Annotated in this window: 15 protein-coding genes; 13 read left to right on the forward strand and 2 right to left on the reverse strand. The window is 60.7% G+C overall.

The window, feature by feature from the left end:
- The first annotated feature begins 11 nt into the window (after positions 1-11).
- Together NKG99_RS31980 and gph are read left to right on the forward strand one after the other, a co-directional pair.
- Positions 12-569, forward strand: coding sequence for a thioredoxin family protein (locus NKG99_RS31980; RefSeq protein ID WP_352873256.1), 558 nt, complete (start codon positions 12-14; stop codon positions 567-569).
- Positions 566-1,267: a phosphoglycolate phosphatase gene (gene gph, locus NKG99_RS31985; protein WP_352873258.1), complete on the forward strand. Its 702-nt coding sequence runs from the start codon at positions 566-568 to the stop codon at positions 1,265-1,267. The genes NKG99_RS31980 and gph overlap by 4 nt, the downstream gene beginning before the upstream one ends.
- A gap of 168 nt (positions 1,268-1,435) precedes the next feature.
- Here gph and NKG99_RS31990 read toward each other — a convergent pair whose 3' ends face one another.
- Entirely contained in the window at positions 1,436-1,816 is a 381-nt protein-coding gene (locus tag NKG99_RS31990; protein ID WP_352873260.1) for a c-type cytochrome, read from the reverse strand.
- A 543-nt stretch (positions 1,817-2,359) separates the two neighbouring features.
- Here NKG99_RS31990 and NKG99_RS31995 point away from each other — a divergent pair.
- The 3 genes from NKG99_RS31995 to NKG99_RS32005 are packed head-to-tail and all read left to right on the forward strand — an operon-like array spanning position 2,360 to position 4,855.
- Entirely contained in the window at positions 2,360-3,322 is a 963-nt protein-coding gene (locus NKG99_RS31995) for an ABC transporter substrate-binding protein (RefSeq protein WP_352873261.1), read from the forward strand.
- Positions 3,319-4,146 (forward strand): ABC transporter permease, encoded by an 828-nt coding sequence (locus NKG99_RS32000; RefSeq protein ID WP_502911063.1) that lies wholly within the window; start codon positions 3,319-3,321, stop codon positions 4,144-4,146. The genes NKG99_RS31995 and NKG99_RS32000 overlap by 4 nt, the downstream gene beginning before the upstream one ends.
- Complete coding sequence (locus tag NKG99_RS32005; protein ID WP_352873277.1) at positions 4,115-4,855, forward strand: ABC transporter ATP-binding protein; 741 nt, start codon at positions 4,115-4,117, stop codon at positions 4,853-4,855. Before NKG99_RS32000 ends, NKG99_RS32005 begins: the two co-directional genes overlap by 32 nt.
- A 56-nt stretch (positions 4,856-4,911) precedes the next feature.
- Here NKG99_RS32005 and NKG99_RS32010 read toward each other — a convergent pair whose 3' ends face one another.
- Entirely contained in the window at positions 4,912-5,265 is a 354-nt protein-coding gene (locus tag NKG99_RS32010) for a hypothetical protein (RefSeq protein WP_352873262.1), read from the reverse strand.
- Between the two features lie 700 nt (positions 5,266-5,965).
- On the opposite strand from NKG99_RS32010, the gene NKG99_RS32015 reads away from it, so the two are divergent.
- The 8 genes from NKG99_RS32015 (at position 5,966) to pqqE (ending at position 13,004) form a co-directional block, all read left to right on the forward strand.
- On the forward strand, positions 5,966-7,882 hold the full coding sequence (locus NKG99_RS32015; protein ID WP_352873263.1) for a methanol/ethanol family PQQ-dependent dehydrogenase: 1,917 nt from the start codon (positions 5,966-5,968) through the stop codon (positions 7,880-7,882).
- 156 nt (positions 7,883-8,038) lie between these two features.
- Positions 8,039-8,563 (forward strand): c-type cytochrome, methanol metabolism-related, encoded by a 525-nt coding sequence (locus tag NKG99_RS32020; RefSeq protein WP_352873264.1) that lies wholly within the window; start codon positions 8,039-8,041, stop codon positions 8,561-8,563.
- A 1-nt stretch (position 8,564) separates the two neighbouring features.
- Positions 8,565-9,437, forward strand: a complete 873-nt coding sequence (locus NKG99_RS32025; RefSeq protein WP_352873265.1) for a substrate-binding domain-containing protein — start codon at positions 8,565-8,567, stop codon at positions 9,435-9,437.
- Between the two features lie 195 nt (positions 9,438-9,632).
- Positions 9,633-9,731 carry a pyrroloquinoline quinone precursor peptide PqqA gene (locus NKG99_RS36085; RefSeq protein WP_502911062.1) on the forward strand — a complete coding sequence of 33 codons (99 nt, stop codon included), beginning with the start codon at positions 9,633-9,635 and terminating at the stop codon, positions 9,729-9,731.
- A gap of 150 nt (positions 9,732-9,881) precedes the next feature.
- The gene (gene pqqB, locus NKG99_RS32035) at positions 9,882-10,820 is read left to right on the forward strand and encodes a pyrroloquinoline quinone biosynthesis protein PqqB (protein WP_352873268.1); all 939 of its coding nucleotides are present in this window, start codon (positions 9,882-9,884) and stop codon (positions 10,818-10,820) included.
- Complete coding sequence (gene pqqC / locus NKG99_RS32040; protein WP_352873269.1) at positions 10,817-11,572, forward strand: pyrroloquinoline-quinone synthase PqqC; 756 nt, start codon at positions 10,817-10,819, stop codon at positions 11,570-11,572. Before pqqB ends, pqqC begins: the two co-directional genes overlap by 4 nt.
- A complete protein-coding gene (gene pqqD, locus NKG99_RS32045) occupies positions 11,572-11,868 on the forward strand; it encodes a pyrroloquinoline quinone biosynthesis peptide chaperone PqqD (protein ID WP_352873271.1) in 297 nt (98 codons plus the stop codon). The genes pqqC and pqqD overlap by 1 nt, the downstream gene beginning before the upstream one ends.
- Entirely contained in the window at positions 11,865-13,004 is a 1,140-nt protein-coding gene (gene pqqE / locus NKG99_RS32050; protein ID WP_352873273.1) for a pyrroloquinoline quinone biosynthesis protein PqqE, read from the forward strand. Before pqqD ends, pqqE begins: the two co-directional genes overlap by 4 nt.
- The last annotated feature ends 393 nt before the right edge of the window (positions 13,005-13,397 follow it).

A 13,397-nucleotide genomic window follows, 5' to 3' on the forward strand; every position in this document is an offset into this window, starting at 1 on the left:
CGGAGGATGATATGGCGGCAATCCCACCTGTGTGCGATTTCGGCTGGCAAGCCGTCGATGCCGTTTTGCCCGGCACCGACGGCAAATCGCATTCGATCTTCGGCCAAGCCGGCCCCAACGGGCTGGTCGTCGCCTTCATCTGCAATCACTGCCCCTATGTGAAGGCGGTGATCTCACGCATCGTGCGCGACGCCGACGACCTCAAGGCCGAAGGGGTGGGCTTTGTCGCGCTCAACCCCAACGATGCGGACGCCTATCCGGACGATTCCTTCGACAACATGAAGCTCTTCGCCAGGGCGAACGCTTTCGCCTTCCCCTATCTCCACGACGAGTCGCAAGCGGTGGCGCACGCCTATGGAGCCGTGTGCACCCCGGATTTCTTCGGCTTCAACAGCGAGTTGACTCTGCAATATCGTGGCCGGCTGGACGCATCGCGACGGGATGCCGGCCCACCCGGCCTGAGGCGCGATCTATTCGAAGCGATGAAGCAGGTCGCTCGAACTTGTGACGGACCGCTAGACCAGATCGCTTCGATCGGCTGCTCGATCAAATGGAAGGAGGCCGCATGAACGTCGGCGCGAGCAGGCCGTTTGGGTCGAAGAGCGCGATCCTGTTCGATCTTGACGGCACGCTGATCGATTCGGCGCCCGACATAGCGGCGGCCGTCAACGAACTGTTGGCCGGCCACGACCTGCCGCCGCTGCACGTGGATCGGGTCAAGGCAATGATCGGTGGCGGCGTCAGGAAGTTGGTAGAGCAGGCTTTCGCGGCTTCCGGAGCCCCGCTTCTCGCCAGCGCGCTCGAAGAGGCCAACCGCGCCATGGCGCCGATCTACCGCAGACATCTGACCGGGCTGACGAGGCTGATGCCCGGCGTCAGGGAGATTCTCACCCGGTTCCACCTGAACGGAATAGCCATTGGCGTTGTTACCAACAAGCCGCAATTGGCCACCCGCGAAATCCTGCTGCATTTCCACTTGACTGAATATCTCGGCGCGATCGTCGGCGGAGACGCGGTGATATACCTGAAACCGGCACCCGACTCTCTGCTGATGGCGCTCGACCAGCTTGGGGTCGAACCCACCGACGCGCTGATGGTGGGAGACAGCAGCAGCGACGTTGGCGCCGCGCGCGCCGCCGGCATGCCCGTCGTTTTGCTGCGCGGCGGCTACACCCAGGTCCCCGTTGAGGAGCTTGGCGCAGATATTGTCTGCGACAGCCTGCTCGATCTGCCCGCCGCGATGCAGAGACTGCGTGCCGCCGCTTAAAGCCGCGTCGCGTCGAAACAGATTGAGGCGACGCGCTTCAAGTTTTTTGTTTTGATGCATGTGGTTCTCCCAAAACTGCTACGCACTTTTGGGGGACATGCATTGACCCGCAGCATCGACCAGGAAGATATTCGCCGACCGTTCGCAAAACGACTGGCGGCGAAGCCGTTACTTCGAGAATTGCTTGAGATAGGCGATGACATTGGCCACGTCCTTGTCGTCCTTGAGGCCGGCAAACGCCATCTTAGTGCCTTTCACCATGGCCTTTGGATCATGGAGATAGGTCGTCAGCGTTGGCTCGTCCCATTTCACACCAGATTTTCCGGCCGCAACCATAGCTTGGGAATAGCTGAATCCCGGATGCGTGCCGGCCGTACGGCCGACGACGCCGTTCAACGACGGACCGACTTTGTTCTGGTCCTTGTCCGCGACGTGACAGACCTTGCATTTCATGAAGACCTTCTCACCCGCCGCGGCATCCTGCGCTTGGGATTGGTTCGTGATGAAAGTCGCCAAGGATACGACGGCGAAAAATGCGATAGCGCGCATGGCAGTTCCTCATCGATCGACAAAGCCCCGGATGATTTGCATGCCATTGCTTTGACGAAGTCAACCGTACGAAGGTCCAGAGCAACTGTCCTTTCGGCTTTGTTGACGGCCTTTTGGCGAACGCGTAGCTTCAGGTCATTCTGGAATCCCATGGGCACCTCGGGAACCCGGTCGGGCTGAGTTTGTCCGGCTGATATTTTCCCAGGCAATGGGGCGGGCAGGATTTCGCCAGAACAGGCGTCTATGCGCGCAAGAGGTGCTGGATGAATATGGTCGACCTCATACTGACGGTTTGCCTGAGTGCCAATCCTGGCAACTGCCGAGACGAGCCTCTCTCTATTTCGGGAGCCGCGGCTCCCTGATCCAATGCATGGTCCTGCCACCCAGCCAAATCGCGAAATGGTCGCAGGCACACCCGACCTTCAAGCTCAGGCGCTGCAAATGCGCTTTCCCGACGAAAGACCGGGCGATCTGATCGGACCCCCCTGGTTTGTTGCAGTCGCGGGAGGAAACACGATGATTTCGCGGCGCGGAACGCTCCGATTGGCGGCTTTTGCAACGGCCGCGATGCTTGGCTCGCACCCCATTGCCGCATCTGCCGCGTCCAAGGTTCGCATCGGCGTGCTGAAGTTCGGTACGGTAAGCTGGGAGCTTGAAACGCTGAAAGACCACAAGTTCGACGCGACCAACGGGATCGATCTGGACGTTATCTATTTCGCCGGCGAGGATGCGACCAATGTCGCGATACTGGCCGGTGCGATCGACATGATCGTGACCGATTGGCTGTGGGTCTCGCGCCAGCGCTCGGACGGCGGCGATGTCACATTGGCCCCCTATTCGACGGCCGTCGGGGCGATCATGGTAAAGGACGCATCGCCGATGCGCACGCTCACCGATCTCAAGGGAAAGAAGATCGGCGTCGCCGGCGGGGCCCTCGATAAGAGCTGGCTGCTGATACAGGCGCTGGCCAGACGCGATCACGGCCTCGACCTGCCGGCGATCAGCGACGTCGTCTTCGGCGCGCCGCCGCTGATTTCGGAAAAGGCGATTCAGGGTGAACTCGATGCGGTGCTCAATTTCTGGCATTTTTGCGCCCGCCTCGAGGCGAACGGCTTTCGCCGGCTGATCGGCGCCGAAGATGCCGAGAAGGCGCTCGGAGCGTCGGGCCCGGTGTCCGCGCTTGGCTATGTATTCCACGAAAAATGGGCTGACGAAAATCCGCAAGCCGTCCGCGGCTTCCTCAAGGCTTCCGCGCGGGCCAAGGATCTGCTGGCTAGGTCCGACGAAGAATGGCAGCGGCTTGCGCCCGTTGTCCGCGGGGAAGGCAAGGAACTGGCAAAGCTGCGCGACCGCTATCGCGAGGGCATCCCCAGGCGGCCGGTCGCCAAGGAAGCGGCCGATGCCGGCAGGCTCTATCATGTGCTGGCCGGGATCGGTGGCGAAAAGCTGGTCGGCAGCGTGCCGGAGATGGCGCCGGGCACGTTCTGGCAGGAGCCGGCGAAATGACCGCGACAGAGCCCGGCGATCGCACGCCTGGCGACTTGGCCGACATTTCCAGCCGTGCCGGCCCTCGAGCGATGCTGATACCTGCGTTGACGGTGACGGCCTCCCTGCTCGGGCTTTGCCTGCTGTGGGGCCTGGCGGCGAATGGCTGGCCGAACCGTGCCTTTCCGGGTCCGGGACAGGTCTGGCAGGTATTGCTGAGAGAGGCGGCGACCGGCGACCTTTTCTATCATCTCGGCGCAACCCTCGGCCGGGTTGCCGCGGCATACGTCGTCGCGATGATTTTCGGATCTGTCATCGGCGTTCTCCTCGGCAGCTACCGTGGCGCGGACCGGTTCTTCAGTCCCTGGATAATCCTGTTCCTCAACATCCCCGCGCTGGTAGTCATTGTGCTGGCCTACATCTGGTTCGGCCTCAACGAGGTGGCGGCAATAGGCGCGGTTGCCGTGAACAAGATCCCGAATGTCGTCGTGACCATTCGCGAGGGCGCCAGGGCGCTTGACCCCAGTTACGCCGAAATGGCGGCTGTCTACCGATTCGGTCCCCTCGATCGCGTTCGCCATATCCTGCTGCCGCAGTTGCAGCCCTATCTAGCTGCGGCCTCGCGTTCGGGAATCGCCCTCATCTGGAAGATCGTTCTGGTGGTCGAACTGCTCGGTCGCTCCAATGGTGTCGGCTTCCAGATCTATCTTTATTTCCAGCTTTTCGAAGTCGCTGCCATTCTCGCCTACACGCTGGCGTTCGTGGCGGTGATGCTTGTCATCGAACTTCTTCTGGTGCAGCCCGTTGAACGACATGCAACCCGTTGGCGCCGTCGCCCCGCTTAGGGTCGACATTACCGAAAAGACCTTCAGATCCGCGCAAGGCGTCTCGGTCACGGCGCTCAAAGACCTTTCCTTCGAAGTCCGGCAAGGCGAATTCGCTTGTTTGCTCGGACCATCGGGATGCGGCAAGACCACGGCGCTGCGTATCCTGCTTGGGCTCGACAGGCAGTTTTCCGGCTCTTTTCAGCTGCCTGAAGGCGGCTCGAACCGCATAGCCGCCGTGTTCCAGGAACCCACCCTGCTGCCCTGGCGGACGGTTGAGCAGAATGTCAGGCTGGCGTTGCCGAAAGAACTGCGAACGAAAAATCTCGACGGGCTGTTTGACACCCTCGGTCTCGCCGGCATGCGCTCGCTCTATCCGGCGGAGCTTTCACTTGGCCTTGCGCGAAGGGCAGCACTTGCGAGGGCCTTCGCGACCGAACCGGCGGTGCTTTTCCTGGACGAGCCCTTCGTCTCGCTCGATGGGCGGACCGCCGAGCAGCTGCGGCACCTGCTTCTTGCGGTATGGTCGGCCAGGCCTACTACCGCCCTGATGGTGACGCACAACCTGATCGAGGCCCTGGCGCTGTCGGATCGCATCATCGTGCTCGCGCCACGGCCCGCGCATGTGCTCGGCATTTTTGACGTAAGGCCGCCCTGGCAATGCCGCAGCCCAGAGGCGATAAGCGACCTTTTGCGGTCGTTCCATCGGAAATTTCCAGGCGTGATCTGATCGCCCAGCATCGGGCGGGAATGCCCTTGAAGGGGCCCTCGAACAGCCGATGCATATCAAAAGCAACGCACGTCGGCTTCCGCCTGGGCCCGCTTCAACTCCGTTCGCGCGGCTTTTGCCGGTGCGCTTTCACGAAACAGGCCGGCATTCTCGCCTGTCGTCAGAGACATGCTCTTGAAGGTCTCGGCCCTTTCATAATGCTCGTAAGGGAGGATCGAGGCGATGACATCGATCGAGCAGGAACAACTCTCCAAGGCCTGACGTGTCTGTCCGTTTGTCCGCATGCAGCCGAGCACATAATCGACAATCGTCACCGTCGGGTAGTCTCCCGCAGCACCGGCTGGGTTCGCAAAGACCATAGTTGACGAAAAAAGCAGCGGCAGGATCGAAAATCCACCATATCTGACCATGAGAAATCTTCTCCTGTTGCCTGGCGCGAGGAAGCGAGGCAGCGAGGCAGCGCCATCGCGGCCAGTTGGCGACATGCCGCAAGGCCCGTCAACCTCCAACCGCCTCCATATAGGACCAAAGGAGGAATGCCCTGCCCATCGACAACAGCGCTTCGGGGCGACCCCATGACCCACCCCGCACCTGTCTTCTTGCGGTATGCTGACACCTCGCTTACTACTGGTGGACAAAGCCGGCTTCGCCGAGAAGTTTGGTGAAAATATGCCTAAATAAGAGGCAATCTCAGCATACCGTCAATACGTACAGATAAGAGTTTTATACGTATCGGGGCCGCCTTTAAGCCATTTTGGCCGCTAATCATCGGGCAGCGATTCTAGCTACATCTTTATATTGCATCGCAACATAATGATGCCGCACACGCAAGATTCCGACGGGTTTTTCCTTGCCTGCCATTTTGTAATGACATAGCCTTACCTCATTTCCGGCTTCAAGGACGTCGCCATAATTAGGGAATGGCGGCAGTCTTTCGTAGACCAACTGGGCGGGTAAGGGCTAGACTGTTTGGTTAGAGGTTAAAAACACCTCTGCTGGTTGAGTCTAGGTCGTGACACGCTGCCGGAAATACTTCCCAAACTGAATCGCTTGTTGAGGCCTTTGCGGGCTTAACAATCGATTTCCCGTTGTGAACCTGGGAGGATTGTGATGCGCGCACTTATACAAGCTACCTACATCGTAACGGCCTCTGCGCTGCTGCCGTTCGGTGCGCTCTATACGGCGTCAGCCAACGAAGAGCTCGCGAAAATGGCCAAAAACCCGAAAGACTGGGTGATGCAGACGGGTGATTACGCCAATACCCGTTATTCCCCGCTCAAGCAGATCACCAAGGAGAACGTGAAGAACCTGCAGGTCAAGTGGACATTCTCGACCGGCGTGCTGCGCGGCCATGAGGGCGGACCGCTGATTGTCGGCGATGTGATGTATGTGCACACGCCGTTCCCGAACACGATCTACGCTCTCGATCTCAGCAAGGACGGAAAGATCCTCTGGAAGTACGAGCCCAAGCAGGACACGAACGTTATTGCGATCATGTGCTGCGACACCGTCAATCGCGGCGTTGCCTACGCACCTGCCGATGGCGACCGCCCGGCGATGATCGTTCTCAATCAGGCTGACACCAACGTTGTTGCGCTCGATGCCAAGACCGGAAAGCTTATCTGGTCAGCCAAGAACGGCGACGAGATCAATGGTGGAAAGGGCGAATCCGGCACGTCAGCGCCCGTCGTCATCAAGGACAAGGTTCTCGTCGGTGTCTCCGGCGCCGAATACGGCGTCCGCGGCTGGATAACCGCATACAATCTCAAGGACGGCAAGCTCGCTTGGAAGGCTTATTCGGAAGGTCCGGATGCAGACACGTTGATCGATCCCGACAAGACCACCCAGCTCGGCAAGCCGGTAGGAAAGGACTCCGGCACCAATACCTGGGAAGGCGAACAGTGGAAGACGGGCGGCGGCACGACATGGGGCTGGTATTCCTATGATCCCAAGCTGAACCTCGTCTACTACGGCACTGGCAATCCCTCGACGTGGAATCCGGTCCAGCGCCCCGGAGACAATCGCTGGTCGATGACCATCTTCGCCCGCGATGCCGACACCGGCATGGCCAAATGGGTCTACCAGATGACCCCGCACGATGAATGGGACTATGACGGCGTCAACGAGATGATCCTCGTCGACGACATGGAGATCAAAGGCAAAAAGCATGATGTGCTGGTGCATTTCGACCGCAACGGTTTCGCCTACACCATGGATCGCGCCAACGGCGAGCTTCTCGTCGCCAACAAGTATGATCCGGCGGTGAACTGGGCCACCAAGATCAACATGGACCCCAAGAGCGACAAGTACGGTCGTCCAGAGGTCGTTGCGAAATACTCTCCCCAGGCGAACGGTGAAGATACGAACACCACCGGTATCTGCCCCGCGGCGCTGGGAACGAAGGACCAGCAGCCGGCGACCTACTCGCCGAAGACGGGCCTGTTCTACGTGCCGACCAACCATGTCTGCATGGACTACGAGCCTTACAAGGTCAGCTACACGGCCGGCCAGGCTTATGTGGGCTCTACTGTGTCGATGTATCCCGCACCGGGCGGCGAGAGCATGGGCAACCTGATCGCCTGGGACGCCGCGAAGGGCGAGATCGTCTGGTCGAAGCCCGAGCAGTTCTCGGTGTGGTCCGGGGCACTCGCGACGGCCGGCGACGTGGTCTTCTACGGCACGCTCGAAGGCTACCTCAAGGCGGTCGATAAGAACGGCAAGGAACTCTATAAGTTCAAGACCCCATCCGGCATCATCGGCAACGTCACGCCCTTCGAGCACGACGGCAAGCAGTACATCGCCGTTCTGTCGGGCGTCGGCGGCTGGGCCGGCATCGGTCTGGCAGGCGGATTGCTTTCGCCCGACCAAGCCGCAGCCTGGCACGGCGCCATCGATCAGGGCCGGGCGCAAGGCGACCAGAACACAGTTGTAGGCACGGCCGGTCTGGGCGCTGTCGGCGGCTATGCTGCACTTGCAGACTACACCACGCTGGGTGGCCAGCTGACCGTCTTCGGTCTTCCCGATTGACATCCGGGAGGGCTCGGAGAGCGACGGCCTGAAATATGAGAGCCCGGATCACCTGGAGGGACTTCCGGGCTCTCGATTTGCCGCTCACCCGAAACATCCATCAGTGTCCTCGCGACGGCACAACCTTTGTCCTTGGCAAAATAAGGAAGCGTCTGAATGTCTTCTCGCATTGCAATTTCCATTCTCGCCGTCGCTCTTCTCACTCTCGCCAGCTCAACTCTGGTGCGGGCCGAAGACAGTGCCGAAAAGGCCAAGGCGGTGAAGAACGACGGCGGCAAGTATTTGGACGCGGATGGAAACCCAACCTACAAGATAGAAAACGGAACGGTGGACTGGTACACGTTCAGTGGTTACCGCCGCTATCACTCGGACTGCCATGTCTGCCACGGACAAGACGGCACCGGCTCGAGCTATGCGCCGGCCCTGGCCAACAGCCTGAAAAACATCGACTACCCCACCTTCCTCTCGATCGTGGCCCAGGGCCGCAAGAATACCGGCAACGGCAAGGAAAACGTCATGCCTGCCTTCGGCGACAACAAGAACGTCTATTGCTACCTGGACGATCTTTACGTCTATCTGCGCGCACGCGCCGACGGCGCGGCGCCGCGCGGCAGGCCACCCAAGCACGAAGACAAGCCCAAGGCGGCGAAGGATGCCGAAGCATCCTGCATGGGGGGATGACATGACCGGCGGCGTTGCATCGAAGCTGCGCGTAATCCTGCCGATCCTCGGAGCGCTTGCCATGTTGCCGTCGAGCGCCGGGGCGCAGGGCGCCGGTCTCGGCGCTGCCGGAGAGCTGGTCGATCCCGACATCCTGCGCGTCTGCGCCGATCCTTCGAACATGCCATTCACCGACCAGAGCGGCCAGGGCTTCGAAAACAAGCTGGCTGAGCTCGTTGCAAGGAAGACAGGGCGGAAGACGGTCGCCTACACATGGTTTCCGACCGTCATCGGCTTCGTGCGCAACACGCTTGCTGCCAACCGATGCGATGTCATCATGGGCTATGCCCAAGGTGATGAGCTGGTGCAGAACACCAATGCCTACTATCGCTCCTCCTACGTGCTCGTGCATCCGAAGGACGACGACCTCGAGAGCGTCGAGACGATCGAGGATCCGAAACTCGCCGGCAAGAGGATAGGTGTCGTCGAACGCACGCCGCCAACTGCCAACATGGCCGCCAACAAACTCTTGCGAACGGCAAAAATCTACCCGCTGGCGGTCGACACGCGCGTCACCCCGTCGATGGGAGAGGTTGTGCTCAAGGACATGCTCGCCGGCAAGATCGATGCCGCGATCCTGTGGGGACCAATGGCAGGCTACTACGCCAAGCAACTCAACGCGAACGTTACGATCGTCCCCCTGGTCAAGGAAAAGACCGGTTCGCGCATGTCCTACCGCATTACCATGGGAGTACGTCCATCCGACCAGGAATGGAAGCGTACGCTCAACAAGGTGATCCGAGAAAACCAGGCAGAGATCAACAAGCTGCTGCTAGACTACAACGTCCCGCTGATCGACGAACATGACAACCCTATCACGGCGACGCCGGGGTGAGCTTGATCGGCATCAGCGGGAGAGAGGAGGGAAGGAACTGACCTTTGAGGTTGCTTTATTGCTTTGTTTTTTGGCTGTTTGAGTACCCAATCTTTCATTTGTCCATTTGTGAGGTAATGGACGAGCCATTGCATCGCCCGCAATGGCGCCAACGATATGACCGGCCCCTTCGGGCTGGCAGAAGAGGAGAATGCAATGAAGAAGAAGAACTGGAAGAAACCCACCATGTGCCAGGTGGCTGCGGGCTTCGAAATTTCGCGGTATCTGCCTGCTGAAATTCCTCCCAGGAAGTAGGCCGCAAAGGTGCGTGTCCTTGGCAACAGGGGCATGCACCTCCTTGCCGCGTGAGATCTTCGCGACGGCTTTGCGCGGAAAACGCGGGCGCGAAACCTTTTGCAGCGAGGATTTCCTGCCGCTCGGATGGGCTGCGGAGCGGGCATCATCATGCACGTGAAGATCATCGGATCGGCGGCGGGGGGCGGCTTTCCGCAATGGAACTGCAACTATCGCCTGAGCCGCGCAGCTCGCGCCGGGATGTCCGGCGTGCATTCACGAACCCAATCATGCATTGCCGCGTCGGCGGACGGGACAGGCTGGGTTCTCTTCAACGCTTCGCCCGACATTCGCCAGCAGATTGCGCAGACGCCTGACCTGCAGCCCGCAGCCGAGGCGCCGCTGCGCTCGACGCCTATCCGCGCGGTGGTGCTGACCAACGCCGATATAGACCATATCGCCGGCCTGCTCAGCCTGCGTGAACGACAGCCCTTCGCCGTCTATGCGACCGCACAGGTGCTGGCGACGCTGGAGGCGAATTCGATTTTCAGCGTTCTCGATCCGGCGATCGTGCCGCGACGCCTCCTGGCGCCAATGGGAGAACTGGCGATCTGCGATGCGGGCGGCCGTGAGACCGGTGTGGTCGTTGACGTCTTCCCCGTGCCCGGGAAGATCGCGCTCTATCTCGAGCAAAGTGGCGATCCCAGCGCCGATTTCAGCTCCGAAACGGGCGACACGATTGGAGTGCGCATCACCGGGGCCGGCAGTCGTGGCGCGGCCTTCTACATCCCGGGCTGCGCGCGCATCGATGCCGCCCTGCGCACGCGTCTGGCCGATGCCGCCTGCCTTCTGTTCGACGGCACCCTCTACACAGACGACGAGATGATCGCTGCCCAGGTCGGCCAGAAAACCGGCGCGCGCATGGGGCACATCGCAATGTCTGGAGAAGCAGGTTCGATTGCCGGTCTGGCCGATGTGAAGATCGGCCGCCGAATCTTCGTCCATATCAACAACACCAATCCTGTTCTCGACGAGAATTCCGCCGAACACGCGGCGGTCAAAGCGGCTGGCTGGGAAGTCGCCAGCGATGGAATGGAGCTGGAATTTTGAGCGATTTCCAACACGCGGCCAGAGATGGCCTGTCCAAGAGCGAGCTCGAGGCCTTGCTGCGGCAGATCGGTGCAGAGCGCTATCACAACCACCATCCTTTCCACCACAGAATGACCAGTGGCGCCCTGTCGAAGGCCGAGATGCAGGCCTGGGCGTTGAACCGGTATTGCTATCAGGCCGTCATTCCGCGCAAGGACGCCATGATCCTGGCACATGCCGTGGATCCGGCGTTTCGCGCCGCCTGGCGCAAACGCATCGAGGACCATGACGGCGAGGACGGCTGGAGCGGCGGCATAGCGCGCTGGTTGCATCTGGCCATCTCGCTCGGGCTCGATGCCGAAGCCGTCAAGAGCGAACGGCTGGCGCTGCCGGCGACCCGTTTCGCCGTCGGCGCCTACCTTTCCTTCTGCACGAACCGGACGCTGCTGGAGGCGGTCGCATCGTCGCTGACCGAAATGTTCTCGCCGCTCATCATCGGCGAGCGTGTGCCGGCAATGCTGGCCAAATATGATTACGTCACCGAGGATACGCTCGCCTATTTCAGCCGGCGGCCCGAACAGGCAGCGCGTGATGCCGACTTCGCCCTCGCCTACGTGCTCGGCCATGCCGATACGGCCGAACGCCAGCAACAGGCGATCGATGCACTGGTGTTCAAATGCGATATACTGTGGGCCATGCTCGACGCGCTTCAGCATGCCTATGGCGGGTCGGGAAATATACCGCCCGGCGCCTTCCGCCCGAAGGCAACCTGATGAGGGCGCTGCGCGAAAAAGCCATCGCGTCGTTGCGATCGGTGCCATCCCTGCCGAAGCACGTGCGCATACAGTACGACCCCGTGCGACAGGCCTTCGCCGTGCTTTCGCCGGAGAAGGTATTCTGGCCCAACGAAATCAGTCTCGACATATTGCGCCGATGCGACGGGCGATCCACGGTCGGCCACATCATCGCCGATCTTGCCGCCGATTATGACGCAGAACAGGAAGTCGTGGCGGCGGACGTCATCGCCTTCCTGCAGGAATGGTCGGACAAGCTGCTGGTGAAGCTATGAGTGAGCCCATTCTCCCTCCGATTGGCATGCTGGCGGAACTGACGCATCGCTGCCCGCTGCAGTGCCCTTATTGTTCCAATCCGCTCGAATTGCTGAAGGCCAATCGCGAGCTCGACACGCAGACCTGGCTCGATCTCTTCTCGCAGGCCGCCGATCTCGGCGTTCTGCAGGTGCATCTATCCGGCGGCGAGCCGACGCTGCGCCGCGACCTCGAACAATTGATCGCCGGTCTTTCGGCGCGCGGTGTGTATACCAACCTCATCACCGCCGGCATCAACATTGCCGAAGGCCGCCTCGAGGCCTTTGCCGAAGCCGGTCTCGACCATCTGCAGCTAAGTTTTCAGGGTGCCCGTTCGGCGACCACCGACCGTATCGGCAACCACCGGGGCAGCCATGAAAAGAAGCTGGAGACGGCACGCCAGGCCCGCGCGGCCGGGCTGCCACTCACCATTAATGCGCCGATCCATCGTCACAACATCGAGCAAGTACCGGAGTTCATCGATCTTGCCCTCTCGCTGGGCGCGGAGCGGCTCGAGATCGCCAACGTACAGTATGCCGGCTGGGCGCTGGCCAATCGTGATTGGCTGATGCCCGAACGTGCCGCGGTCGACCGGCAGGCGGAGATCGTCGCGGCGGCGCAGCAACGGCATGCCAGCATCATCAACATCGACTTTGTCCCGCCGGACTATTTTGCCATCTATCCAAAGCCGTGCATGGGCGGCTGGGCGCGAGACGCCTTCATGGTGACGCCCGACGGCACCGTGCTGCCGTGCCACGCCGCGCAGACGGTTCCTTCGCTCCGCTTCGAACGCTTCGGAACGCGCTCGCTCGCCGAGATCTGGACCGATTCGCCGGCGTTCAATGCCTTCCGCGGGACCGAATGGATGCAAGAGCCATGCCGAAGCTGCGAGCGGCGCGAGATCGATTGGGGCGGCTGCAGATGTCAGGCAATGGCGATTGCCGGCGATGCCGCCGCAACGGATCCGGTCTGCATCAAGTCTCCGATCCACGCTCGCATGGCCATGCTCATCGAAGAAACGCAACACACCGTGGCAAATACTGCGTCGGACGAAGCTTTCATCTATCGTCGGATAGGAGTTGGCTCGGAACAAGAGCAGTGCAAGAGTGTTCGCTAGCCTTGTTTCCGTCCATGACGCTTCTTTTTGCGAACATTTGCAACCACCCCTAGCAATCCAATATCGAGGCCTTCACGGCTTGGATGAGATCGATGACGAAATGTGGCCACCACCATGCCATCGCGGAGGTTGCAATTCGAGAAGAGCGCGGGCCCACCAGCGATGAGTTTGAGGCGTCCGCCTGGACGCCGAGATCCTTTTGCGGTCAGTTCGGGTTGCGCAAAATTCGTGCGGATTTGGCATAGAGCAAAGAGGCGCGACCTCATTGCGGCTAGTACCTGTGCACAGAGGATTCGACGGGTTGGATAGGTTGTAGCCGGGGCAGGCTATCGGGTTTGACGAGCAGTTCGATGCTGCGCGCGAGGCCGGGTTGCCTGCGGATCAACCCGCCGC

This window comes from Mesorhizobium sp. M1409 (assembly GCF_040317535.1).
Taxonomy (GTDB): domain Bacteria; phylum Pseudomonadota; class Alphaproteobacteria; order Rhizobiales; family Rhizobiaceae; genus Mesorhizobium.

Coding starts and splice junctions, on each gene's coding strand:
- NKG99_RS36085 (WP_502911062.1), top strand. CDS start 9,633: ATGAAGAAGAAGAACTGGAAGAAACCCACCATGTGCCAGGTGGCTGCG.
- pqqE (WP_352873273.1), top strand. CDS start 11,865: ATGAGTGAGCCCATTCTCCCTCCGATTGGCATGCTGGCGGAACTGACG.
- NKG99_RS31990 (WP_352873260.1), bottom strand. CDS start 1,816: ATGCGCGCTATCGCATTTTTCGCCGTCGTATCCTTGGCGACTTTCATC.
- NKG99_RS32015 (WP_352873263.1), top strand. CDS start 5,966: ATGCGCGCACTTATACAAGCTACCTACATCGTAACGGCCTCTGCGCTG.
- NKG99_RS32010 (WP_352873262.1), bottom strand. CDS start 5,265: ATGGTCAGATATGGTGGATTTTCGATCCTGCCGCTGCTTTTTTCGTCA.
- pqqB (WP_352873268.1), top strand. CDS start 9,882: ATGCACGTGAAGATCATCGGATCGGCGGCGGGGGGCGGCTTTCCGCAA.
- NKG99_RS32020 (WP_352873264.1), top strand. CDS start 8,039: ATGTCTTCTCGCATTGCAATTTCCATTCTCGCCGTCGCTCTTCTCACT.
- pqqD (WP_352873271.1), top strand. CDS start 11,572: ATGAGGGCGCTGCGCGAAAAAGCCATCGCGTCGTTGCGATCGGTGCCA.
- NKG99_RS31980 (WP_352873256.1), top strand. CDS start 12: ATGGCGGCAATCCCACCTGTGTGCGATTTCGGCTGGCAAGCCGTCGAT.
- NKG99_RS32005 (WP_352873277.1), top strand. CDS start 4,115: ATGCAACCCGTTGGCGCCGTCGCCCCGCTTAGGGTCGACATTACCGAA.
- NKG99_RS32000 (WP_502911063.1), top strand. CDS start 3,319: ATGACCGCGACAGAGCCCGGCGATCGCACGCCTGGCGACTTGGCCGAC.
- NKG99_RS32025 (WP_352873265.1), top strand. CDS start 8,565: ATGACCGGCGGCGTTGCATCGAAGCTGCGCGTAATCCTGCCGATCCTC.
- gph (WP_352873258.1), top strand. CDS start 566: ATGAACGTCGGCGCGAGCAGGCCGTTTGGGTCGAAGAGCGCGATCCTG.